Source organism: Mucilaginibacter sp., from assembly GCF_965225845.1.
Classification (GTDB): domain Bacteria; phylum Bacteroidota; class Bacteroidia; order Sphingobacteriales; family Sphingobacteriaceae; genus Mucilaginibacter.
In genome coordinates, this window is the sequence record NZ_CBDDBL010000002.1 from 1,196,366 (window position 1) to 1,221,573 (window position 25,208).

The window sequence follows — 25,208 nt, forward strand, 5'->3', positions numbered from 1 at the left end:
AAATTTACTAAAAAGCCCTTAAAAATAACAATTTGAGCACTTTTTGAACCGTTTGCCCAAAAAGTAACTTTAAATTGACTAAACATAGTTTTTGGACTAAAAAATATTTTGGTCGGATGGGGTTGATATGCAGATGTGCGTATTTTGAACATGCAGATGGTTGAAATTCTGCGTGGGAGTGATAAAATGTGCTTGCTAAAACTTATCTTTCATTCCCAATAACCCTATCAATCCCCCGGTATGTATCGCCAATATTTTGCTGCCACTTTTAAAATAACGTTTTGCAGCCAAATCATAAACAGCATAAAGCATTTTGCCGGTGTAAACAGGCTCGATCAAAATGCCGGTATCGGCGACAAAACGTTTTATAAAGCTTATTAATTCCGCATTTGTTTTGGCGTAACCGCCGAAATGATAATCGATGTGCAGGTTATAGTTGGCGGGATGCAATAAATGCCGATCTATCTCATTTCGCATAAATTCCCCATTCTTAAAAACCGGAATGGCATTAAATTGAGTAGTTGACTGATGGGCCTGCAAGCCATTAATAATGCCTGCCGCGGTAGTTCCGGTCCCGCAGGCGCAAAATATATGGTCGAAAGTTTCAGTCAGTTCATCAACTAACTCAGCACAACCCTGAGCACCTGCTATGGACGATCCGCCTTCATCAATGAAAAAAGAATGGGCATCTGTGCTAAAGTATTTGTGGAATAACGTCTCTTTGTGGCGATAGCTTTCCCTATCAACAAAAATCAAATTCATGCCATGTAAACGGCATAAAAATAAAGTGTCGTTTTCCACGCTTTCGCCGCGTACAATTCCTGTCGACTTAAAACCAAATTTTGCCGCTGCCGCAGCGGTTGCCAACAAATGATTGGAATAGGCTCCGCCAAAAGTAACCAGGTGTTTCTTGTTTTCTGCGGATGCCTTTAGCAGGATGTATTTAAGCTTGCGCCATTTATTGCCCGAAATTAATGGATGGATCAGGTCATCACGCTTTACAAAAACAGATAAGCCCTGTTCCTCAAATATTTTATCGCTTATTTGATGAACAGGGCTATAAATTTCAAGGTCGATATTCATCAGCTGTTAAATACCGAATCCTATGCCACCGTTAACCGATTTGTATTGTGCCTGGCTGTATGAAGCATAAAATCGAAAAAAGCCAAGGTTTAACTGGAAACCGATATCAGCACGCACACCGTTTAGTACGGTCTCGCTTATGGTTATGGGGTTCGTAAAAGTTGTATAGGTTTCGCTGCCAAAGTTAGGGCCGGGAACTAAACTTGTGCCTGTTGTTAATGGATAATTACCCACAGCTGTTACATTAGCGTACGTAGTATTATAGCCAACTGATAAAAATGGTGTGAAGAATACAAGCCTTTTAGATATGATCAGCTGGCCAACAAAACTGTTAAAATGCCCCTCTAAATGCTGGTTATTAAAATTGGTGGATTGTTGGTTATTCTGAGGTGTAGCACCCTGATCCGGATCAACGGTCAATGGCCTTGTTAAATTTAAGTGGCTGTAGCCAACTGCAACAGCAAGGTCAAAGGGGATCAGCTCATCGGCTGTTTTGCCAACAATATCCTGCATTATATCATGCTTTAAGCCTGCACCTATCATGGATACGCTACCTACATTGCTGCTCACATTAATATTAGGTATGCCACGTAAGGTAATGTCGGTATTGTCAAAAATACCTATAGTAGCCTGCACCTGCGGAGCAGGGATAACTGAAATAATGCCTTTGGGCGTATTAAAGCTGCCCACTTTGTTGCCGTTATCATCATAAATATCCAGCAAAGGGCCTGTTGTTTTAGCCCCGCCAAATGTAGGGGCAATTATTTCATTAGGATTATCCGGCCTTACGTGGTCCGACAAACCGATCCTGGTTACGTCGAATGTTTTATCAGCATTGGATACAAACGCACCTGAAGCGGTTATCCGTACATCAAAGCGTAAAAAGTTTTTGGTTTTAGCGGTATTGGTCCACCCGCTATTTTCATCAACGCCTAAACCTTTAAATAAAGGCATGCCATAAGCATTCAATAATTTGGTTGCATCGGCGGGGCTTGATTTGATCAAACCTGAAAGGGCATCCTGTGCTTTTGCGCCGGTTACACCTAAAAAGCTTATAAATAATGCTAAATAAATCTTTCTCATGGGGTTATTGGAATATTTATCGGTGTAAAAATAGCATTTATTAATAAACCTGAAAACGAGTACTTTTACGGCAATGATTGATGAGGCTGAATTAAACGAACAGGATGAGCAGGACTTATATGAACATTTACGTGTAATTGTTGATAAAGGCCAGTCGCTGCTTCGTATCGATAAATTCCTGATGCATAGGGTTGAAAACGCCTCGCGCAACCGCATCCAAAATGCTATTGATTTAGGCAATGTACTGGTAAACGATAAGCAGATCAAGTCAAGCTATAAAGTAAAACCGCTTGATGTTATTTCGGTAGTGTTACCCCATCCGCCACGCGATACCGAAGTTTACCCGGAGAATATCGATATAGATATTGTTTATGAAGATGATGATGTGCTGGTGGTGAATAAACCTGCAGGCATGGTAGTCCATCCCGGTTATAACAACTATACCGGAACTTTGGTAAATGCGCTGGTCTATCACTTTCAACAATTGCCAACTTTGCCGGGTAACGACGGCAGGCCGGGATTAGTGCATAGGATTGATAAAGATACCTCCGGGCTTTTACTCATCAGTAAGAACGAACGCTCTATGAGCTGGCTTGCGCGACAGTTTTTTGATCATACCATTACCCGCAAATACTTAGCCTTAGTGTGGGGCGACCTGGAACAGGATGGTACCGTAACGGGTTATATCGGTAGAAGTGTTAATGACAGGCGCGTAATGTCAATTTACGATGATCCCGAAAAAGGAAAATGGAGCGTTACCCATTATAAGGTTTTGGAGCGTATGGGTTATGTAACTTTGATTGAATGCCAACTGGAGACAGGCCGTACACACCAGATAAGGGCGCATATGAAACATATTGGGCACCCTTTATTTAGCGATGCCACCTATGGCGGCGATAAAATATTAAAGGGCACCGTGTTCAGCAAGTACAAGCAGTTTGTTGAGAATTGTTTTGAGCTGATGCCACGCCAAGCCCTGCATGCGCAAACTTTAGGCTTTGTTCATCCGACACAAAAAAAATATATTCATTTCGAATCCCCTCTGCCGCAGGATTTTGAATCCGTTTTAGATAAATGGCGGAAATATATTGCTGCAACAGCAGATCAAAAAGGATAAATTTGTGTTTATAACCCATGATACCGGCTTTCATAAATTTTAACGGCGAAATTTTGCCTGCAGATACACCACTGCTTACTACGGCTAACCGTGGCTTTAAGTATGGCGATGGTTTGTTTGAAAGTATGCGCATGTTTAAAGGTGAACTGAAATTTTCCGATTTACATGCCGACCGCCTGCAACGAGGGATGAAAGCACTAAAGATTGACGGTTACTCACAAATGGATGCCTGGTTCCTGAAAACTAAGGTTGAAGAGCTTGCTATCCGCAATAAGGCAAAGCATGGCCGTATCCGGCTTACAGTTTATCGTGATGCCGGGGGACTATATACACCAAGCCTTAACAAAATGGGGTATTGCATCGAGCTAACTCCTGCCGATGAACCGCGTTATTTTCTGAATAATAAAGGCTTAATCATGGATATTTTTACCGACATCCCCAAGCCTACAAACTACCTGTCGAACATCAAAACCTGTAACTCGCTTACTTATGTAATGGCAGGAATTTTTAAAGAGCAAAGCAAGCTGGACGAAGTGTTTTTACTGAACCAGAATGGTTTTTTGTGTGAGGCAGGCAGCTCCAACGTTTTTGTTTGGTACGATAATCACTTATACACCCCGGCGCTAAGCGAAGGCTGTGTGGAGGGCGTAATGCGCCAGGTGGTGATCAATATCGCTAAGAAAAACAATATTGCCGTAACAGAGGCCCAAATCAATCCCGATATTTTATACGAAGCCGACGAGGTTTTCCTGACGAATGCCAGCCGCGGCATACAGCATGTAATGGGTTACGGCGTAAAACGCTACTTTAACAAAGTCAGCAAAACGCTACTGGATGAGTTGAATAAACTTTAAGGTTTCGTTAATTAATCAGCCTGTTTCACTACCGGTACAAAACAGGTAAAAAAGGCGGATTTTGATTCTAAAACACGTTAAAAAATGCACTAAAAAGGTGTGTTTTACGTTCTATATGGGTTAAAATGAGGACTTTTTTTATCACAAAAAAATAGCATAAAAAGCAGGTAAAAACCACCTTTATAGTGTTTTTTAGGGCGTTTATTAGGTCAAAAGTGTACCAACTGTTCCAATTTTGTCAACCATAAATTGTGGAAACACCTTGAAAATTAATTACAGTTCTGCTTCTACCGGCGCTTTTATGGCTGCCAATATTCCATCCCAAAGTGCTATACGTGCGGTTAAAGCCTCAACAACGGCAATAAACGCTTCCTGCCATTTGTGGTCATCATCGCCGCAAAGTTCAGCAGTCATTTCGTAAGCTAGGTGGGAGTGGTGATCGCCGTCAACTTCAATATGGCGTTGCAGGTAATAAAGCAAAGTTTCAACTTTGCCGGGTAACTGCTCATTCAGTTCTTTTACTATGCTGATGAACATACCCGGGATAAGATCCTCACGGCCGAAGGTAAATACAGCAGCAATAACGTGGTTTTTGTTGGTTTCGATCACATCGAAAGTATGCTGAACAAATTTTCTGGCTGCTTTTGGAATATTAGCAATGATCAAAGCTTCGTCAACATTCCTGTCGTGGTTCAATTCTTCGAAAAGATCAGTAATAGCAGTTGCCGGTGAACCTGCCTGCTCCATTGCTTTTAAATAAAGCTCAAAATGGCTGGTACGGTTACCATGCTCATCTACATCGCTTTCTTCGCCGATTACAATTTCATTGATTAAGTAGCGGGTATTTGCATTGCCGACCGGCATCCAGGGCAGGGTAGTACAAGTAAGTTTTTGTTGAAGGGCTTTTAACAGCGACATGAAATCCCACACCGCAAAAACGTGGTGCTCCATAAAAACAGATAATTCCCCGATTGAATTAATGTGTTTGTATAAGGGGTGTTCAATTAATTGTTTGCGAAGTGGTTCAATTCCTGTTTTTAAGCGCTCAATCTTGTCTGCGTAAAATACCATGCCTGTTCAAATATAAAAAGTCCGTAAAAATAACGACATAATACGGAAAATGGTATTCCTGAAGTTATTTTGACTTTAGATTGATAGAATAAATAATGCCGGACTATAATTTTACTCCTCTCAGGAATTCTTCAATTCCCATGCGTTTTTTACCTTCTAACTGTACATCCGTTACGCTAATGTAGCCATCTAAGCAAGCGAATTTTAAATAGGTTTTATGGTCCGTTTCAAACTCACCTGGAGGAACTGCTGGTGATGTAACTTCCTGTTCAGCATAATAGATCTTGAACGTTTTACCATTCAAAGTAGTGTATGCGGTAGGAATAGGGCTTAAGCCACGGATCAGGTTAAATACAGTTTCCGAAGTATTGTTCCAATCTATCAGGCAGGTTTCTTTAAATATTTTTGGTGCATGTTTCATTTCCATACCTTCAACTAATTCGTGTTGAGGTAGTTCGCTGTAGCGCCCGCTTTCAATAGCTTTTACTGTTTTTACAAGTAAACCTGCACCTTTATTCATCAAGCGGTCATGCAGTTCGCCGGCTGTTTCTTTGCCGGTTAACGTTATCTTTTCAGTAAATAATAAATTTCCTGTATCAATATCCTGTTTTAAAAAGAAGGTGGTTACGCCGGTTTCTTTTTCACCGTTGATCAAGGCCCAGTTTATAGGTGCAGCACCACGGTATTGCGGCAATAATGACGCATGAAGATTAACTGTACCGCGTATGGGCATTGTCCAAACTATGGCTGGTAACATGCGGAAAGCAACAACTACAAACAGGTCGGCATTCAGGGCTTTCAGTTCGTCTAAAAAATCCTGGTCCTTTAATTTTTCGGGTTGAAAAACTTTTAAGCCCTTAGCAACAGCATATTCTTTAACCGCGGATTGTGTTAGTTTTTGCCCGCGACCGGCAGGTTTATCGGGAGCGGTAATAACGCCAACCACGTCACAACCTGCCATTAATAATTCATCAAGCGACGTTACAGCAAACTGGGGCGTGCCCATAAATACAATTCTCATGCTATATATCTTCCTTTAGTAGTGTATATTGTGTAAAAATCCCGGTCAGGTTTTATTGGCTACAATTTAACAAAAAATTAACTTAGTTATATAATAAATATTTTTGCCTGATGGTTTTAAATTTACTTAAAGCAGGTTCCCAGCTTGCACGTATCTCTCTTTCGGTTTTACCGGCTTCAATTTGCTTGCGTAATTCGGCTGTTCCGGCAAGCTTTACAAAGTACGCGTTAAAAAAGTGGGCTTTATCCGGGAAGGCGTTATATAATTCTAACAACCATGTTAAGTTTAGTTTACCACTGCTTTGAATGATACCGGTATCATAATTTTTTAAGTCGATACCGTAACAAACCTGGTTTTTTTGTGGTGGCTCTTCGCTCATGCCGGGAATGCTAACCGGCGTAAATGAATAATTGTATTTCCCCTTTAATAACGGATGGCCAATTTCATGAAAAGGATCATAGGTACCACGCCCTACACTCAACGTGGTACCTTCAAACAAACATAAGCTTGGATATAATAAAACAGACCGCGCGGTAATTAAATTTGGTGATGGGTTTACAGGTAATGTATACAAAGTTTTGTGGGAGTAATTAGCCACTTTAATTATCTTCAATTTACATTGTACCTGATTTTTTAGCCAGCCTTCGCCGTTAATCATCTGGGCATATTCAGCTATGGTCATTCCGTATACCACGGGTACCGGATCCATCCCGACAAATGATTTAAATGCCGTATCCAATACAGGGCCATCTACATAAAAACCATTAGGATCTGGACGGTCGAGTATCAGCAACTCAATATTGTTTTCAGCACAAGCCTCCATTACATATTGTAAAGTCGAGAGGTATGTGTAAAACCGTGCGCCAACATCCTGTATATCAAAAATCATTAAGTTAATGCCATTTAAGTCGTCTGGCGTTGGTTTGTAATGCTTGCCATATAATGAAATTACCGGTAAGCCTGTCTTCAAATCGGTGCTATTATCAACAGAAGCTCCATTACTTGCATTGCCTCTAAAGCCATGTTCCGGGCCAAATATTTTTTTGATGCCGATGCCTATTTTTAGCAAACTGTCAACGCTTGGCGTTAGCTTATCGCCAATGACCGAAGTTTGGTTTACCACCATGCCAATGTTTTTTCCGCGCAGATAACTTAGGTATAATTTTGTTTGATCAGCTCCCGGAACAACTTTTTTGCCTAACCGATGAATCGGATTTTTATGTGTATGAACCGGCTTCGCTTGCGAAAAAGTTATAATGCTTACTAAACAGCAAATAAGTGTTATTAATTTAAAAGTGTTTATCGTGGTCATATTCATAATGCATTTTTAAAGTCAAAAGCGCATATTTGCGAAGGTACAAAAACATCCCTGCATTGAGTTTCGCATCTTTTATAGCCGGTCGCATAACATTTAAGTCTACACGCACTTTTTCCAAACTGATTGTGCGCATAGCCATTGTTGGCATTACGCTTGGCCTTGGCATCATGATCCTGTCCTTAGCCGTAGTACGGGGCTTTAAACAAGAGATCCGCGAAAAAATGCGGGGCTTTGCAGGTGATATACAGATATTGAAATTTGATCTTAATAACTCCTACGAAAACTCACCCTATTTAGCAGATCCCAAATTTGTACAAAAAGCGCTAACTCAAAAACTGGTTACTAACATAATGCCGTTTGCTACCAAACCCGGTATCATCAAAGCCAACAGCGAAATTGAGGGTGTTGTTTTAAAGGGCGTAGATAAGAATTACGATTGGTCGTTTTTTAAAAAGATAATGGTTTCGGGCAGGGTTATGAATTTTAGCGATTCGGTTGCCGCGCAAAAGGAGATCATGGTATCACAGCAAACCGCCGACCGGTTAAGGTTAAAAGTTGGTGATAAAATTCTCATGTATTTTATACAGCAGCCCTTGCGCGAGCGCTCATTTAAAATTGTTGGGATCTATAGTTCGGGTGTTGATGAGGTAGATAAAACTTATGTTGTAGGTGCAATGTCATTAATCCAACGCCTTAATGACTGGGTACCTGATCAAATTGGCGGCTATGAAATACGGGTAAGTAATTTTGACCGGATAGATAAAGTTGTAGATGATATAAATGACGTGTTACCAACCAAACTTAAAGCTTATACGGTTCAGCAAACTTACCCGACTATATTTGAATGGTTGAGGCTTTTGGATACCAATACCGTTGTAATGCTTAGTTTAATGCTGATTGTAGCGGTGATCAATATGATATCGGCCTTATTGATCATGATTTTAGAGCGCACATCCATGATCGGGATGTTTAAGGCAATGGGTGCTACCAATTGGAGCATTCAGAAAATATTCCTTATAAACGCACTATATCTTGTAGGATTAGGTATGTTATTCGGGAACATATTTGGTTTTGGGCTAGGCTTTTTTCAAAATATGACCCATACTTTCAAGCTTGATCCGGAATCATATTATATGGCTTTTGTACCTATTCAATTCAACTGGCTGGATGCTATTGAACTTAACGTTGGCATATTGGCAGTATGCCTGTTGGTATTGGTAATCCCGTCTATGCTGGTTAGTAAAATATCACCGGTAAAGGCGATCAGGTTTAAATAGTTAGAGTTTTTTCGCCTCATTCCAATACACATCCATTTCGGCAAGTGTCATATCCTGTAATAGCTGGCCGTTTTCTTTTGCCCTGTTTTCCAGGTGTTGAAAACGTTTAATGAATTTACGATTGGTTTTTTCCAATGCATCCTCCGGGTTGATGTTGATGAAGCGGGCATAATTGATCAGCGAAAATAACAAGTCGCCAAACTCGCTTTCAGCACGTTCATGGTCGATGGTTGTTTCATCTTCCACATTAAATTCATCTTTAAATTCCTGTAGCTCTTCCTCAACCTTAGCCCACACCTGGCTTTTCTCTTCCCAGTCGAATCCTATGCCACGGGCTTTTTCCTGTATGCGTGATGCTTTCACCAATGCGGGTAACGATAGGGGCACTCCGCCCAAAACAGACTTATTACCTTCTTTTAGTTTAATCTGTTCCCAGTTTCGCTTAACATCATTTTCATCCTGAACATCCACATCAGCATATATATGCGGGTGACGGTTGATCAGCTTATCGCAAATTCCATTCAATACATCAGTAATGTTAAAATCATTAGTTTCTGAGCCTATTCTAGCATAAAAAACCAGATGCAGCATAATATCACCCAACTCTTTCCTGATCTCGGGCATATCACCGCTTAGTATCGCATCAGAAAGTTCATACGTTTCCTCAATGGTTAAATGGCGCAGGCTTTCCAACGTTTGCTTTTTATCCCAGGGACAATTCATGCGCAAATCATCCATTATTGTAAGCAGTCGCTCAAAAGCTGTAGCAGGATTATTGGCTGATATAGGAGGTGTTAGTGGCATAAATTTGATGTGCAAATGTGCAGTTATGCAAATGTGCGGATTTTATTAATTATTAGATCGACGTTTCTGAATAAATTAAGAGGGCATCTGTACGTGCACATATTTGCACATCTGCATATCAGGATGTTGCTCTTAACATTTCTCTTTTACCCGGTGCTCCCGGTGCTTTCTCCACTTTTAAGCCTAAACTTTTGACAATTCGTTTAAGGTTGCCCGTGATTGCGTAGGTTACAAACACACCGCCGGGTTTTAATAATCTTAGTGTATGAGTAATGGCGGCTTCGTTCCACATTTCAGGTTGATAAGCGGCGGCGAAAGCATCAAAATAGATAATATTAAACAGCTTATCGGAATTGAAGTCTACTAATTTAGTTTTCGCAATACTGAGGTCAATATTTTTATCGACTTTAATAGTACTACTTAACGCTTCGCTATAAGTATTGACAAACTGTTTCCATAGTTTGGGAGAAATATATTCATCATAACCCGTTTTACTGATCATTTCCTCTGTAAGGGGATAAGCCTCGATACCTGTATATTCAAGCTGAATATTTTCTACGGTGCAGTAATCAGCTGTAAGCAAAAAGTTTAGTCCTGTTCCGAAACCAACCTCTAAAATAGAAACTTCATTTGATGAATGTTGTTCAAGAAAATATTGCAATCCCGATTTTAAAAACACATGCCTGCTTTCCTGTAACGCACCATGGTGAGAATGGTAATTTTCGCCAACATCGCTATTAAAAATGGTGTTTGAACCGTCGGCGGTTTTTACAATTTCGAGCATGTTAGGGTTTGATCTTGTTTACCTCCAAAACAGCTTCGCCCAGGTCATAAACTGGTACATTTTTTATTTTAGCGGATATGATGCTTGCCGCTGCCGCCGAACGATAACCGGCAGCACAGTGAGCTACAATCGGCTTGCCAGTTGGTATCTCATTAATTCGCTCACGCAATTCCGGCAAAGGGATAATAACCGGATTGTTAAATAAAGTTCCATCATTTACTTCACCCCAATTTCTAACATCCACTACAGTGTAGTTTTGTTCGTTTGCCTTGAAATCTTCAATATCCAGATCAACCGATCTTTCATTGGAGTTATCAGGCGTTAATAAAGCAGCTTTAATATTACCCTCGTAGCCAATTTTAGCAGTCTTTTTGATCATGATATCTAAGTCGCTATTATTACTGGCAATCAAATAAAATTTCTCATCAAGGCTAATGATCGATCCCAGCCAGGTTTCGAACTTCTCGCCGTTCTGCAGGTTGATCGAATCTTTTAAATGCCCTTTTCTAAAATCAGCTTTATTGCGGGTATCAATTACAAGTATATTCTCTTCTATCGTTGAGTTTTTAGGAACTAAAGATATGCCTTCATTAAGTTTAACAGCGCCTTTCTTGTTCATTTCCACATCCCATCCAAAATATTTCGGTACAAAGGGTTGATCAGTGGTAAGCGTTTTTACAAATTGCAATTCATCCATCAATTGCAAGGCGTAGTTCTCACTTATCTCGCGGCCGATCGTACTTTGCAGATCGGCACTCATGTTTTTGCCGCATAAAGAGCCCGGGCCGTGTGCCGGGTATACGATTACATTTTTAGGCAAGCGCATTAGCTTATCACGGGTAGAATGGTACATCTGTTTAGCCAGTTCTTCCTTTTTAGCGGTGATATTGCCTACATCTTCACGTAAATCCGGGCGACCAACATCGCCTACAAATAATGTATCTCCCGTAAATATGGCGTTATCGTGCCTGTATTCATCCTCTAATAAAATACAAATAGAATCAGGTGAATGTCCGGGAGTATTGATCGCTTTTAATTTGATATCATTTAATTCGATCACATCACCATCATCAAAAGTTTCGTGTGGATATAGGGCACCGGTAAGCTTGCTCACATAAATGGTAGCGCCGGTGGTTTGATGGATCTCTAAATGCGAGCTTACAAAATCAGCATGGGGGTGAGTTTCGATCACACCCACAATATCAGCTTCGTTCAATTGGGCGAAGTCATAATAAGGTTGCGGATCGCGGGATGGATCAATAACAATCATTTTTCCTGTACGGATGACCGCGTATGAAGCATGCGCCAAGCTTTTATCGTAAAACTGATGGATAATCATATTCGAGGCAAAGATATAGATTAGTCGGAAAGTCTTTAGTCTGCAAGGCCGAAAGCTAATAATTCTAAAATAAAAATTACCACCAAACAACAAAGCCCGGTAAAACCGGGCTTTGTTGTTTGAAATTTGTAAAATCAAAGGATAAGTCAAAATACGTGATCTTTACCAAACTCTTATCCTGTCGGCAGGAGCTTTGTAATTCTTGTCTCCAGGTTGCACGTTAAATGCTGCATACCATGCATCTACATTGCTGATAGGCGCATTGCAACGGTATTTTTCAGGTGAGTGCGGATCGGTTAAGATACGCTGAGCTGCAGCTTCAGGCCTTTGTGAACCTCTCCAAACTTGTGCCCAAGAAAGGAAGAAACGTTGGTCAGGGGTGAAGCCATCAATTTTTGTGTTTGAATGCCCTTCTTTAGTTTTCTTGAATGCTTCGTAAGCAATATTCACACCACCTAAATCGGCAAGGTTTTCACCCAGGGTTAACCTGCCATTTACGTGTATAGTATCTAACACGGTAAATGCATTGTATTGGTTTACAACCTGGTCGGCACGAACTTTAAATTTATCTGCGTCGTCATTGTTCCACCAGTTACGTAAAGTGCCGTCAGCATCGTATTGGCGACCCTGATCATCAAAGCCGTGTGTCATTTCATGACCTATAACTGCACCGATACCGCCATAGTTTACAGCATCATCTGCGTCAAAATCAAAGAAAGGGAACTGCAATATACCAGCAGGGAAAACGATCTCGTTATTTGCGGGGTTGTAATAGGCATTTACAGTAGGCGGAGTCATACCCCAACGTTTTTTGTCAACCGGTTTGCCTAACTGGCTTACCATATAATTGTATCGCCAAACACCAATGCTGCGTAAGTTGCCGGCGTAATCATTGCGGTTTATTACTATGCCATCATAAGTTTGCCATTTATCAGGATAACCAATTTTAACGGTAAATGCAGCTAACTTTTTAAGCGCATGTGCTTTTGTTTCTGCACTCATCCAATCCAGGCGTTGTATACGATCGCCTAACGTGCTTTTTAAATTGTTTACCAGGTTAACCATGTATTGCTTTGCGGCTGGGGTAAAGTATTTTTCTACGTAAAGCTGACCCAACAATTCGCCCAGGCTACCATCAACCATGCCCGACATACGCTCGGTGCGCGGCGCCATCACTTTTTGTCCGCTCAATACCTGGTTAAATTTAAAGCTGGCATTAACAAATGGCGAGCTTAATGATCCCGCCGAACCTTTTAAGATATTCCATTTTAAGTATACCTTCCAGTCGTTAACAGGAGTTGCGGTTAACAGGCTGTCGGCGGTTTTGAAAAATGCCGGTTCTCCAACTAAAATGGTGTCCTGTCCCGGTGCTTTCATTTCTGGTAATAATTGTACCCAGTTTAAGTGCGGTGTAGTTTGCGCAAATGCTGCTACTGAAAATTTGTTATAGGTAACATTCGGGTCACGCATAGCTACTCGGCTTAATTGCGCTTGCGCTAATGTCTTTTCTATGTTAAATATAATAGCGGCATTTTTTGCGGCCTCGTCAGGCGTAGTACCTGTTAAGGTAAATAAATTTATGATATAGGTTCTGTAAGCATCCTGTATCTTTAGTGTACGAGGATCGCTTTTCAGGTAATAATCACGGTCGGGTAAGCTGGTGCCGCCCTGGTCTAAACCAACAATGTTTACATTAGGGTGCTTGTCATCAGCGCCAACGCCAAAACGGAATAGCGGGCTACCCAAAGCATGCACACGTTGGTAAACTATCTCATTAACAACACCTTGATTGCTTGATATTTTGTCGATACGTTTTAAATCAGGAACTATTGGCGTATAACCAACTTTTTCGATCAATACGCTATCCATACCGCTTGCATAAAGATCACCCACGCGTTGTTTCAGGCTGCCTTTGGGTTGTGTTTCCGATGTCGCACTAACTTCCTTTAAAAGATTCTTCAACTTGGTAGTGTTATCCTGGCCTAACCTGTTAAAGCTGCCCCAGCGGGTTTCTTTAGCGGGAATTGGGTTGTCTTTTATCCATGTACCATTGGCATAATCATAAAAATCGTCACCCGGTTTAATGGATAGGTCCATGTTAGCCGAGTCAATAAATTTTTTAGGATGGTCAGATAGAGTTGGGTGATGTGGCTTAGGTTTTTTGCCTCCATCAACAGCAAAAGCACTTACCGAGATGCATAAAGCACCGGCAAGCACTAAATTAGAGTGCTTAAATTTCATAATGTGATCAAATTAAACTTAAAGGTAATAAACTTAAGCAAAAACCTTTAAATAGCAAGACTATTTATCGGTTTAACCAGTTTATAAAAGCATAAACGCCTGACTTTTTTAGCAGATAATAAAAAAAATGCTTTGCTGGCAGTGTTTTCATAATATTAAGGCTATTTAAACACTAACACGTTAATTGTAAAAATATTGTGGCAATTGATTTCAATAAGTACCCAATATCTGATAATTACTCCTGAGAATGAATTATCAACTACGAACTAATTAATTATTTTTGCACGCTATGAGTATTCCAAAAACATATCAGCCCAAAAACGCAGAAGATAAATGGTACAGCTATTGGTTAGAACACAAGTTTTTCAGGTCGGTGCCTGATGAACGTGAACCCTACACCATTGTAATGCCTCCGCCAAATGTCACCGGTGTTTTGCACATGGGCCATATGTTGAACAATACTATACAGGATGTATTGATCCGCCGTGCCCGTATGCAAGGTAAAAACGCCTGTTGGGTTCCCGGAACTGACCATGCCAGCATTGCCACCGAAGCAAAGGTTGTTGCCATGTTGAAAGAACGTGGCATCGCTAAAAAGGATCTTACCCGTGAAAAATTTTTAAGCTATGCCTGGGAATGGAAGGAAAAATATGGCGGTATTATTTTAGATCAGCTTAAAAAGTTGGGTGCATCATGCGATTGGGACCGTACGCGTTTTACCATGGACGACGAGTTATCCGATGCGGTAATTGAAACCTTTATTCATCTGTACAAAAAAGGCTCAATTTACCGTGGAGTGCGCATGGTGAACTGGGATCCGCAAGGAAAAACAGCGGTTAGCGACGAGGAAGTAATCCGTAAAGAAGTTAATCAGAAGCTATATTATATAAAATATGAAGTTGTCGGTAGCGAAGAGCAAGGAGCGAGAACTTTTCTAACCGTTGCCACAACCCGTCCGGAAACCATTATGGCTGATGCTGCGATCTGTATCAATCCAAATGATGAAAGATACGTCCATCTGCATGGCAAAAAAGTGATCATCCCATTGATCAACAGGGAAATCCCAATCATACAGGATGAATATGTTACCATGGACTTTGGTACCGGTTGTTTAAAGGTTACACCGGCGCATGATCTGAATGATTATGAACTCGGTATTAAACATAACCTGCCAGTTATTGATATTTTGAATGATGACGGTACGCTGAATGAAAAAGCTCAAATTTTAGTTGGGGTAGATCGTTTTGCCGCACGTAAAAAGATTTCTTCGCTTTTAGAAGAAGCAGGTTCCTTAGAAAAAGTTGATGATTATAAATCACAGATCGGTTTTTCTGAACGTACCGATGCGGTTATTGAACCTAAACTTTCCATGCAATGGTTCTGCAAAATGGATCAGCTGGCTAAACCAGCGCTGGATTATGTTTTGGATGGTAATATAAAACTGATCCCGGAAAAATTCACCAATACCTACCGCCACTGGATGGAAAATGTAAAGGATTGGTGTATCAGCCGACAGTTGTGGTGGGGACAGCAGATTCCGGCCTGGTATTTACCAAACGGGCAATATGTGATTGCTAAAACGAGAGAAGAGGCGTTTGAGGAGGCCAAAAATCTCAAATCTCAAATTTCAGATCTCAAATCTGAAGACTTAGTACAAGATGAAGACGTTCTTGATACCTGGTTCTCCTCATGGTTATGGCCAATCTCAGTATTCGACGGATTTAAAGATCCTGATAATGCCGATATCAACTACTACTATCCAACCAATGACCTGGTTACCGCGCCCGAAATTCTATTTTTCTGGGTAGCGAGGATGATTATGGCAGGGCATGAGTTCCGTGGTAAGTTGCCGTTTGAAAATGTTTACCTAACCGGTATCGTTCGGGATAAACTGGGCCGTAAAATGTCCAAATCATTGGGTAACTCGCCTGATCCGATTGAACTGATCGAAAAATTTGGCGCTGATGGTGTTAGGGTAGGTATGCTGCTTTGCTCACCTGCCGGTAACGACCTGATGTTTGATGAGAGCTATTGCGAACAGGGCCGTAATTTCGCCAACAAAATATGGAATGCCTTCAAGTTGATCAAAGGTTGGGAAGTTGATGAAAGCTTACCAAATCCTAATAAAATAGCTATAGAATGGTTCGATAGCCGCTTTAACCAGGCTTTAGCAGAAATAGAAGATAATTTTAAACAATACCGTTTGTCTGAGGCCTTAATGGCTACCTATAAATTGGTTTGGGACGACTATTGTGCATGGTACCTGGAAATGGTAAAACCAGCTTATCAGCATGCTATAGATAAAGAAACCTATACAACCACCATTATATTCTTTGAGAATATCCTGAAGATTCTTCATCCATTTATGCCTTTTATAACCGAGGAGCTATGGCATGATGAGTTATTTGGCGAGCGTGATAACATGGATTGTTGCATTGTTGCACAATTACCAAAGGATGGGGAAATAAATACCCACCTCATTTCAGTTGTGGAAAATATCAAACAGATCATTACCCAAATTCGTAATGTTCGTAACACTAAGCAGCTTTCTCCAAAAGAAATTTTACAGCTTGCCGTAAAGCCAAACAGCAACACCGATTATGCCGCCTACAATTCAATTATTTCCAAACTGGGAAATGTAGGTGAGTTGAGTATTGTTGAAGATAAAATTACTGGTGCAGCCAGCTTTATGGTGCATACAGATGAGTTTTTTATTCCTTTAGAAGAAACTATTGATCCTGCAGCTGAGTGTGAAAGATTAAAGAAAGAGAAGGTATACCTGGATGGATTTTTACGTTCTGTTAATGCTAAATTGAGTAATGAACGTTTTATGAGCAACGCCAAACCTGATATTATTGACAACGAGTTAAAGAAAAAAGCCGATGCAGAGGCCAAATTAAAGATCATTGAAGATAACCTGGGTGCTTTGGCTTGTTAATTGTATAATTTATTGAATTAGGTATTAAAATTTGCAAAAAAGATGTTGACCATGTCCTGCATCCGATATATATTTAAACTCCTAAACATCAATAATTAACCGTTTTAAATTTAATGAGCAAACGTGCCGGATTTTTTAATGTATCACTTGATAAAATCATATCAAATGATCAATCTTTTCTTGACCAGGCACGTATCCGGTTACTTTACTATGGTTTAGGTATAGTGTTCATAACACTTGCTGCGCTTTTTAGTAATATTTACTATCAGCATGAGCCGATGCTTACCTATACGGCGCTGTTAATGCTTGTATTAACAGCCGTTTTCTTCAAGATACTTACTTATAACGGTAATTGGAGCATTGTTTCTCATGGCCTGCTCATTTTAGCCACACTTGTAAACCTAACCAACGTTTATTATACATTGCAAAATGTAAATATCATAACTATTCAATTGGTTATATTGGTGATCATCTTCAGCTTTTACATGCTGGGGCAAACTTATGGCATATTCTATTCCATACTAAATCTAATTCCCGTTCTCGTGTTTCTCGTTATCCAATATAACGATGCCTATTTTATTCAGCATAAACCTGAAGAGCTTGAACAGTCGACGCTTATCATTGCTATATTTGCTAATTTTATATTGCTGATTTATATACACAGCCATTTTTACAATGCTTTCTACAGGAATATACAAGCTTTAAGAAAAACGGCTGAAGATCAGAGTGACTTAAATGAAAAATTAGAATCAGCTATACAAAAGGCTGAAAAATCGTCGCAGGCAAAATCAGAGTTCCTGTCGGTAATGTCGCACGAGATTCGGACACCCCTAAATGCAGTTATCGGAATGAGTAACTTGTTGTTGATGAGTAACCCAAGGCATGATCAAAAGGAAAATCTTGAAATATTAAAATTCTCAGGTACAAACCTGTTGGCTATTGTAAATGATGTGTTAGATTTCAATAAGATAGAATCCGGTAAAGTAGTTTTTGAAAATATAGCCTTTAACTTGCCGGAGCTAATGCAAAGTATTTGCGGCGGGCAAAAAATAAAATCTGAAGAAAAGGGCTTGCAATTTAAATTGGATGTTGATAATACATTAACTAGTAAGGTGTTATTTGGCGATCCTACACGGATAACACAAATTATATTTAACCTGGTTAGCAATGCCATCAAATTTACTAAAGAGGGGAGTGTGGTTGTAACTACCCGTGTTGTTGAAGACAGGCATAATATGATAACTGTAAACTTTTCCGTTAAAGATACCGGTATAGGTATTGATCAAAGTAATATAGATACCATATTTGAACCATTTGCGCAGGAATCTATTACCACTACGCGCCAATATGGTGGTACAGGTTTAGGCTTGGCAATTATTAAGCGCTTGCTGGAGTTACAAGGCCTAAAAATGCATGTGAACAGCGTTGTTGGTAAAGGCTCTGAATTTACATTCAATATGGAATTTCCGGTGTCAACCGAAGTTTATGTACCAAAGATTGATAACAAATTGCCATTCCAGGCGAATGACACCTTAAGCCATTTGCGTATGCTGATTGCTGAAGATAACGTTGTAAATGTTATGTTGATGAAAAAGCTACTGTCAAAATGGAATATAACACCAACAATTGCTGAAAATGGTGAACGTGCCGTTCAATTAGTGCAATACGGCAATTTTGATATTATTTTAATGGATTTGCAAATGCCTATTATGAATGGATTTGATGCGGCTATTGAGATTCGGAAAATGCCTGATCCGCGTAAAGCCAATATTCCAATCATCGCCTTAACTGCTTCGGCGTTGTTCGATATCAGGGAACGCGTATACAATTCAGGAATGAACGATTATGTATCAAAGCCGTTTAAACCCGAAGAGTTACTGGAGAAGATACAAAGCCTTACAATCACTGCCTAAGATTAGCTGAACCTGTGTAATCAGGTAATTCCTCAATAAACTGGTAATTCTGTTTGTTAAAATCAATGGTACAATAATAATGCTCAAGTCCGTTGCTAACAGCCAGCAAACCAATTTTATGAGTTATGTTGTAACGCGCCACCTGGTCAAACACTTTTTGGTTGATGCTTACAGATGGAGCCTTGCATTCGACCATTAAGATCTTCTTACCTGAAGGATTAAATACAACAATATCAGTACGTTTTGGCATGCCGTTCAACCTTAGGCCGCCTTCAAGTTTAATCAGCGATCTTGGATATTTTTTTTGATTAATAAGATACTGCACAAAATGCTGGCGCACCCATTCTTCCGGGGTTATAATGATGTGTTTTTTTCGTATCTCATCAAATAGGGTTAGCTGACCATTACCGTCGCTTATTTTAAAAGGGAAGGGTGGTAAATTAAGCGGTTGCAGCTGATCCATTGATAATTCAAAAGTAAAAATTCAAAAAGTATTAAATGGCAATATGGAAATATCTTTCTTCTCTTTTTTTGAATTTTAATTTAATTTTTAGTTTTTGATTTCCTACAGCTATTGCTTTTGAATTTTTACTTTTGATTTTTGAATTAAGATGACCGCTGCCGATATATTAAAAGATCTTAAAAACCGCAAATTTAAACCCCTGTACCTTTTACATGGGGAAGAGCCTTTTTATATAGATCAGGTAAGTAATTATGTTGAACACCAGGTATTGTCGGATGCGGAAAAAGGTTTTAATCAAACTGTTTTTTATGGTAAGGATACCGATCTGATGTCGGTACTAAACGCATCCAAGCGTTACCCAATGATGGCTGATTACCAGGTTGTTTTGGTAAAAGAAGCGCAGGATATGAAGTGGGGTAAAGATGATGACGATAAAAAAAGCATTAACCCGTTATTGGCCTATCTCGAAAATCCACTACCAAGCACTATATTGGTTTTTTGCTATAAATATGGCAAGTTCGACAAGCGAAAAAAGACCTACAAAGCAATTGAGAAAAACGGTTTGATATTCGAATCGGCTACATTATATGATAACAAAGTGCCGGGTTGGATTGAAAGTTATATCACCGGCAAAGGTTATCGTATCAATCAGCAGGCATCAGCAATGCTGGCCGAATATTTAGGTAATGATCTATCCAAAATCGCTAACGAACTCGAGAAGCTAATGCTGAATGTATCGCAAGGACAGGAGATAACATTAGAACACATCCAGAATAACATCGGTATTAGCAAAGAATATAATGTGTTTGAATTGCAAACGGCACTTTGCCAAAAAAATGCGTTCAAAGTAAACCAGATTGTCAATTATTTCGAGGCTAACCCCAAAGCAAACCCAATTGTATTGGTATTGGGTAATCTGAATAATTTTTTTAGCAAAGTGCTGGCGTGTCATTATGTTAAAGACCGCTCAAACCTTGCTAAAGAAATAGGCGTTAACCCATATTTTGCTAAGGATTATGAATTGGCTGCACGTAGTTATGATTATGGAAAAACAATATCGATCATAGGCTATTTACGCGAATATGATCTGAAAAGTAAAGGAGTTGATTCTAATGCCGAAGATGGAGCCTTACTAAAGGAACTCATGTTTAAAATACTTCATTAAATATTTATTAGTCAGCTAATTCAATAATCAGCATAGTTGTAGTAAAAAAATAAAATTTTGCCTGTTAGGTAACAAATTACATTCATTTTCGTAAAACGCACTAATTAGCGAAAGATTTACCATGAATGTTTTTATTATTTTTTGTATTGTTTTATTCTCATTAGGGCTGGTATTGGTTATACTGGTTATCATTTTTAGTACGCTTAAACACTTACAAAGAACGCGTTTTCCTAAATGGACATTTTTGGATTACGTGAGCGTAGGCTATGTTGAGCATCTTTATAAAAAATATATAAAGAGATCTTAATAATCCCCCAATGGTTATTGGTAATTGATGAGTATCGTATAATCTATTTCTGATTATGCTAAATCATTTTTCTTTTTTGACGTTCCCTTCTTTTTTAACATCTTTACTTCATTAACTACCTTAGTAAAATGAACTATTGGCTTGTAAAAAGTGAACCCCATAAATACAGCTGGGAAAAATTTAACCAGGAAGGCCGCACCTTTTGGGATGGCGTGCGTAACTACCAGGCGCGTAATAACTTGCGCGAAATGAAGGAAGGCGACCTTGTTTTATACTATCACAGCAACGAAGGCAAAGAGGTTGTTGGCATAGCCAAAGTAGTTAAGGAATTTTACCAGGATCCAACTACTGATGATAAAAATTGGGTTGTGGTTGACCTGGTACCCTTCGAAACATTAAAAAATCCGGTTACGCTTGAAACTATTAAAGCTGATGAACAACTTCAGAATATTGGTTTAGTACGGCAAGGCCGGTTATCGGTAATGGGGGTAAAGCGCGAAGAATTTGACCGTATTGTACAATTAGGTAGTTGATTTGTACAGGCGAAAATGAAAATACAAAATCCACTGGTTTATAAATTACTATTCACTGCATTTATCTTACTAAATACTTTCTGTCTCAAAGCGCAATCCGCTTTTAAGGGATTAGAAAACCTGTTCACCACGCCGCTTAATTATACCGTACATTATACGCAAACTCCGCCTTTGATAGACGGTAGTATGAATGATCCCGTTTGGAGTAAAGCCGCCTGGACAGAGCAATTTGAGGATATTGAAGGCGACAAAAAGCCTTTACCCAAATTACAAACACGGGTTAAAATGCTTTGGGGCGATAGCTGTCTTTACATTGCTGCTGAAATACAGGAACCGAACGTTTGGGCCTACGAAACCAGGCATGATGCAATTGTATATCATGATAATGATTTTGAGGTTTTTATCAACCCTGATAATACCATCCATAACTATTACGAGTTTGAGGTAAATGCGATAAATACTTTATTCGATCTCTTTTTAAACCGCCCATATCGTGATGGCGGCCCGGCTATGATCAACTGGAATGCCGAAGGTTTGAAAACTGCTGTTAAAGTTCAGGGAACTGTAAATAATCCATCTGATGTTGATAAAGGCTGGACGGTAGAAATGGCCATCCCTTTTAGATCGATCAGTATAGGTAATGATATTCTCACCCCGCAAGATGGCGACCTTTGGCGGATCAATTTCTCACGTGTTGAATGGGATACGGATATTCATGATGGCAAATATGTTAAACAAACCGAGGACGGCATGCCCAAGCCTGAACACAACTGGGTATGGTCGCCGCAGGGAGTGATTGATATGCATTATCCGGAACGTTGGGGATACCTGCAGTTCAACAAAACAGTTAAAGGTAACAATACATTTGTGATGCCTTATGCTGAAGACCAAAAGCGCTATTTATGGCTGATTTATTATCGCGAACATTTATATTTCAGGAAGAACCATAACTACGCATTAAGTCTGGATAAGTTAGGCATTACTGATAATGTAGTGATATCAGGAAAGATAAATAAGCTTACATTAGAGGCTACAGCACACCAGTTTATGGGTTTGATAACGGATGGGAATGATAACATTACATGGACTATTGACCACCAGGGCGATATAAGCCAGTTGGGTGTTTCGCGTTACAGGTGAAACATTTGAGACACATGGTTTACTTTAGCCCGAAAAACACCATTTTTGACTATCAAAATACACTTATTAAATCTAAAATCGCACAAAAAACCACTGTTTTTTGATAGAAAACAGTGGTTTTTTGCCTTAAAACTACCTTAAACCGCCCGAAAAATTGCTGTTTCGACTAAAAAATTCCTAAAAAACGCGTGTTTTTCCCCTGAAATAAACATTGCTGAAACAGTTGCAGGATAATTAAAATCTAAATATCAGCACCACTAAATTCAACACCGTGATAAATATCAGCCTGAAGAATTGGGCGTAAATGTACTCAATGGTATAAGCACCTGATTTTAATTTGGAATACAAGAAAATTGTGATACCTAAGAATACCAGGAATATAGTAAACAGGGGGTATTGATAATTATGCACCTTCAATACGCCTAAAAGTAAGGCTCCAATCCCAAGAGCATAAACAAAACCGAATGGTATAGATGTGATCAATGGTCTGCCTAAAAAATAAAATCCAAACGGAAAGTAAAAAAGACCAAGCAGAAAACCGGCCACAACCAAGTCTACTTCAGCATTGTAATCCACCGTATATTTAAAAGCGACTGATACCAATATAATGATCATCATCCCCTTCTCAACTATTTTGACGCCTTTAGCGGCTGTATTAAAGTAACTCATTCTTATATTTATCTTAATACCCCTACAACCAAAAATACCATCGCCACTACTAGCAATATCACCATCAGCGGGTACATAAATTTTAGCCAGGCTTTTACACTTACGTTGGCAATATCCAGCGAGGGCAGCATTATCCCGGTAGGTGTTACAAAACCCATGATCCCCATACCAAACAGGTAAGCATTCACGATCTCTTTGCCCGGCACGCCTACAATTACCGCCAGCGAGCCAAATATCGGCATTGTTAATACTGCCATACCGGATGATGAGGAAATGAACAGCGTAAACACCATGTATAAAACAAGCATCATTAAAATAAACCAAACTGCGTGCATTTTACCAACCAACATAGCGGAGTAGAATAACAAAGTGCCGCTGATGTGCCCGTCATTCATAATGATGGTTACCCCGCGCGCTACGCCAACAATTAGCGTTACCGAAACCAGGGACTTAACGCCTTCAATAAACGTCTCCATAAAAACCTTTTCCTTCATTCGGGCGATTAAGGCAATAAGCACCGACGCCACAATAAACAGGGCCGTAGCCCCAACCATCGACCAGCCCTCAATAAACCCGCCGATCATCACACCCAAAGTCCCCAGGAAAATGCAGATCTGCAAAGCATTCTTGGGTTCCAGTTTAATGTGTTTGCCCTCTTCGTGCGTAAATGCAGAGAAATTCGATTTTACAAAGCCGTCGAAACGAAAAACAAGTGATATAGCCGGGGTTTTTCTGGTTTTTTGAGCGTAGCGTACAATGTACCAGATGGATATAGCTGTAGTGATCATAAAGAACAATAAGCGCTCGTAAATGCCATCCGTCCAGTTAATACCCGCCGCATTGGATGCGATCACCGTAGAGAATGGGTTACTGAACGATGACATGTTACCCAAATTGGTCCCCGCGAATATTACGGCTACCGGTACCAGCAGGTCGTAACCCGCAGCTAAGTACAGCGGCACTAAAATAGGGTAGAAGGCCAAACCCTCCTCCGCCATGCCCTCGGCAGCACCGCAAAAAGCAAAAAAGAAGGTTATAATAATTATGAGCCATGCTTCCTGCCCGCGCATTTTATGCGATAGCCAGGCAACGCCTTCCTCCATTGCGCCTGTCTTTTGAAAAATGGCTATAAAACCGCCGATAAACAACAGGAAAAAGATAATGTCGCTGCTGTCATACAACCCCTTTACAGGCGCTTGTATCACTTCTAAAAAACCCTGCCGGTTACCCTTCAATTGGTGGTAAGTGCCCGGTATGGCAACCGGTTTAAATATATCGCCGCTTTTAAATTTGTCCAGCGTTATTAAAATCCTGAGACTATCCAGCGTATGCTGCGTGGCGGGCGCAATTCTATTACCTTTAACGCTGCTGATGGTAAACGAATTGCTGTTATAACTCAGCGTATCATACTCGCCGGCAGGCAGTAGCCAGGTAGCAATAGCCGCGATTATAATAACAATAAAGAGGATAGTTATGGGCGAGGGGAGTTTCTTCAGGCTGGCCATAAAACGCTATTGCTGTGCCGCGAAAAATAAGGCCTTTAATTCAGTAGCATCATCAGGGTTCATTTTACCGCCTAATATCAACCGTAACTGGCGGCGGCGCAATGCACCCTCAAATAGCATAATTTCTTCGGGTGTTTCCGGTATCAGTTCTGGCACCTTCACGGTGTTGCCATCATGGTCCAGTGCAACAAAAGTATAGTAGGCTTCATTGCTTTTAACCCTTGTTCCGCTCGGTATATTTTCCGCCCAAACGTCCATCCTTACTTCAACCGAAGTGGTAAACGCGCGGCTAACCCGCGCCTCAATGCTGATCACATCGCCCAGCTTGATCGGCGCCTTAAACGACACATTATCAACCGATGCCGTAACTACAATGCGGTTACAATGCTTTTGCGCCGAAATAGCCGAGGCAATATCCATCCAGTGCAGCAGGCGCCCGCCCATCAGGTTGTTCAGCGTATTGGTATCATTGGGTAATACCAGCTCATTCATTATCGTATACGATTCCTTAGGGGTCTTTCCTTGCATCGGTCGGCGTTTTAGCTGTAAATATACAAACCAATTCGTCATTTTCCCTAACACA

Annotated in this window: 21 protein-coding genes; 8 read left to right on the plus strand and 13 right to left on the minus strand. The window is 40.1% G+C overall.

Going from position 1 to position 25,208, the window contains the following annotated elements:
* Positions 1–195: 195 nt before the first annotated feature.
* The gene (locus ACYZ0U_RS09220) at positions 196–1,083 is read right to left on the minus strand and encodes a 1-aminocyclopropane-1-carboxylate deaminase/D-cysteine desulfhydrase (RefSeq protein WP_461451795.1); all 888 of its coding nucleotides are present in this window, start codon (positions 1,081–1,083) and stop codon (positions 196–198) included.
* A gap of 6 nt (positions 1,084–1,089) precedes the next feature.
* On the minus strand, positions 1,090–2,166 hold the full coding sequence (locus ACYZ0U_RS09225; RefSeq protein ID WP_461451796.1) for a DUF6588 family protein: 1,077 nt from the start codon (positions 2,164–2,166) through the stop codon (positions 1,090–1,092).
* 73 nt (positions 2,167–2,239) lie between these two features.
* Between ACYZ0U_RS09225 and ACYZ0U_RS09230 the strand changes: the two genes are divergently transcribed.
* Both ACYZ0U_RS09230 and ACYZ0U_RS09235 read left to right on the plus strand, forming a co-directional pair.
* A complete protein-coding gene (locus ACYZ0U_RS09230) occupies positions 2,240–3,283 on the plus strand; it encodes an RluA family pseudouridine synthase (protein ID WP_461451797.1) in 1,044 nt (347 codons plus the stop codon).
* 17 nt (positions 3,284–3,300) lie between these two features.
* Positions 3,301–4,137, plus strand: coding sequence for an aminotransferase class IV (locus ACYZ0U_RS09235; RefSeq protein ID WP_461451798.1), 837 nt, complete (start codon positions 3,301–3,303; stop codon positions 4,135–4,137).
* Between the two features lie 273 nt (positions 4,138–4,410).
* Here ACYZ0U_RS09235 and ACYZ0U_RS09240 read toward each other — a convergent pair whose 3' ends face one another.
* From ACYZ0U_RS09240 to ACYZ0U_RS09250, 3 genes are all read right to left on the minus strand, one after another.
* The gene (locus ACYZ0U_RS09240) at positions 4,411–5,208 is read right to left on the minus strand and encodes a DUF3050 domain-containing protein (RefSeq protein ID WP_461451799.1); all 798 of its coding nucleotides are present in this window, start codon (positions 5,206–5,208) and stop codon (positions 4,411–4,413) included.
* A 103-nt stretch (positions 5,209–5,311) separates the two neighbouring features.
* The gene (fmt, locus tag ACYZ0U_RS09245) at positions 5,312–6,229 is read right to left on the minus strand and encodes a methionyl-tRNA formyltransferase (RefSeq protein WP_461451800.1); all 918 of its coding nucleotides are present in this window, start codon (positions 6,227–6,229) and stop codon (positions 5,312–5,314) included.
* 82 nt (positions 6,230–6,311) lie between these two features.
* A complete protein-coding gene (locus ACYZ0U_RS09250) occupies positions 6,312–7,541 on the minus strand; it encodes an exo-beta-N-acetylmuramidase NamZ family protein (RefSeq protein ID WP_461451801.1) in 1,230 nt (409 codons plus the stop codon).
* A 35-nt stretch (positions 7,542–7,576) separates the two neighbouring features.
* Here ACYZ0U_RS09250 and ACYZ0U_RS09255 point away from each other — a divergent pair, with 35 nt between their 5' ends.
* The gene (locus tag ACYZ0U_RS09255; RefSeq protein ID WP_461451802.1) at positions 7,577–8,824 is read left to right on the plus strand and encodes an ABC transporter permease; all 1,248 of its coding nucleotides are present in this window, start codon (positions 7,577–7,579) and stop codon (positions 8,822–8,824) included.
* Here ACYZ0U_RS09255 and mazG read toward each other — a convergent pair whose 3' ends face one another.
* From mazG to ACYZ0U_RS09275, 4 genes are all read right to left on the minus strand, one after another.
* Positions 8,825–9,628: a nucleoside triphosphate pyrophosphohydrolase gene (gene mazG, locus ACYZ0U_RS09260; RefSeq protein ID WP_461451803.1), complete on the minus strand. Its 804-nt coding sequence runs from the start codon at positions 9,626–9,628 to the stop codon at positions 8,825–8,827.
* 118 nt (positions 9,629–9,746) lie between these two features.
* On the minus strand, positions 9,747–10,412 hold the full coding sequence (gene mnmC2 / locus ACYZ0U_RS09265) for a tRNA (5-methylaminomethyl-2-thiouridine)(34)-methyltransferase MnmC2 (RefSeq protein ID WP_461451804.1): 666 nt from the start codon (positions 10,410–10,412) through the stop codon (positions 9,747–9,749).
* A 1-nt stretch (position 10,413) separates the two neighbouring features.
* Positions 10,414–11,751, minus strand: a complete 1,338-nt coding sequence (locus ACYZ0U_RS09270; protein WP_461451805.1) for an MBL fold metallo-hydrolase — start codon at positions 11,749–11,751, stop codon at positions 10,414–10,416.
* A 162-nt stretch (positions 11,752–11,913) separates the two neighbouring features.
* Positions 11,914–13,992 (minus strand): M13 family metallopeptidase, encoded by a 2,079-nt coding sequence (locus ACYZ0U_RS09275; RefSeq protein WP_461451806.1) that lies wholly within the window; start codon positions 13,990–13,992, stop codon positions 11,914–11,916.
* A 289-nt stretch (positions 13,993–14,281) separates the two neighbouring features.
* Between ACYZ0U_RS09275 and ACYZ0U_RS09280 the strand changes: the two genes are divergently transcribed.
* Both ACYZ0U_RS09280 and ACYZ0U_RS09285 read left to right on the plus strand, forming a co-directional pair.
* The gene (locus tag ACYZ0U_RS09280) at positions 14,282–16,930 is read left to right on the plus strand and encodes a valine--tRNA ligase (RefSeq protein ID WP_461451807.1); all 2,649 of its coding nucleotides are present in this window, start codon (positions 14,282–14,284) and stop codon (positions 16,928–16,930) included.
* Positions 16,931–17,043: 113 nt separating this feature from the next.
* Complete coding sequence (locus ACYZ0U_RS09285; RefSeq protein ID WP_461451808.1) at positions 17,044–18,843, plus strand: ATP-binding protein; 1,800 nt, start codon at positions 17,044–17,046, stop codon at positions 18,841–18,843.
* Here the strand turns inward: ACYZ0U_RS09285 and ACYZ0U_RS09290 are convergent.
* Positions 18,833–19,306, minus strand: coding sequence for a type I restriction enzyme HsdR N-terminal domain-containing protein (locus ACYZ0U_RS09290; protein WP_461451809.1), 474 nt, complete (start codon positions 19,304–19,306; stop codon positions 18,833–18,835). The two genes, ACYZ0U_RS09285 and ACYZ0U_RS09290, sit on opposite strands and share 11 nt — an antisense overlap.
* Before the next feature lie 148 nt (positions 19,307–19,454).
* Here ACYZ0U_RS09290 and holA point away from each other — a divergent pair, with 148 nt between their 5' ends.
* The 3 genes from holA (at position 19,455) to ACYZ0U_RS09305 (ending at position 22,451) form a co-directional block, all read left to right on the plus strand.
* Positions 19,455–20,471: a DNA polymerase III subunit delta gene (gene holA / locus ACYZ0U_RS09295; RefSeq protein ID WP_461451810.1), complete on the plus strand. Its 1,017-nt coding sequence runs from the start codon at positions 19,455–19,457 to the stop codon at positions 20,469–20,471.
* 435 nt (positions 20,472–20,906) lie between these two features.
* The gene (locus ACYZ0U_RS09300) at positions 20,907–21,311 is read left to right on the plus strand and encodes an EVE domain-containing protein (protein ID WP_461451811.1); all 405 of its coding nucleotides are present in this window, start codon (positions 20,907–20,909) and stop codon (positions 21,309–21,311) included.
* Between the two features lie 15 nt (positions 21,312–21,326).
* Positions 21,327–22,451, plus strand: coding sequence for a carbohydrate-binding family 9-like protein (locus ACYZ0U_RS09305; RefSeq protein WP_461451812.1), 1,125 nt, complete (start codon positions 21,327–21,329; stop codon positions 22,449–22,451).
* Between the two features lie 234 nt (positions 22,452–22,685).
* Here the strand turns inward: ACYZ0U_RS09305 and ACYZ0U_RS09310 are convergent, their stop codons facing one another.
* Genes ACYZ0U_RS09310 through ACYZ0U_RS09320 form a run of 3 tightly spaced genes read right to left on the minus strand, consistent with a single transcriptional unit; the run spans position 22,686 to position 25,153 of the window.
* Positions 22,686–23,120: a hypothetical protein gene (locus ACYZ0U_RS09310; RefSeq protein WP_461451813.1), complete on the minus strand. Its 435-nt coding sequence runs from the start codon at positions 23,118–23,120 to the stop codon at positions 22,686–22,688.
* Between the two features lie 8 nt (positions 23,121–23,128).
* On the minus strand, positions 23,129–24,625 hold the full coding sequence (locus tag ACYZ0U_RS09315; RefSeq protein ID WP_461451814.1) for a YfcC family protein: 1,497 nt from the start codon (positions 24,623–24,625) through the stop codon (positions 23,129–23,131).
* A 6-nt stretch (positions 24,626–24,631) separates the two neighbouring features.
* Positions 24,632–25,153, minus strand: coding sequence for an acyl-CoA thioesterase (locus ACYZ0U_RS09320; protein WP_461451815.1), 522 nt, complete (start codon positions 25,151–25,153; stop codon positions 24,632–24,634).
* Between the last annotated feature and the right edge of the window lie 55 nt (positions 25,154–25,208).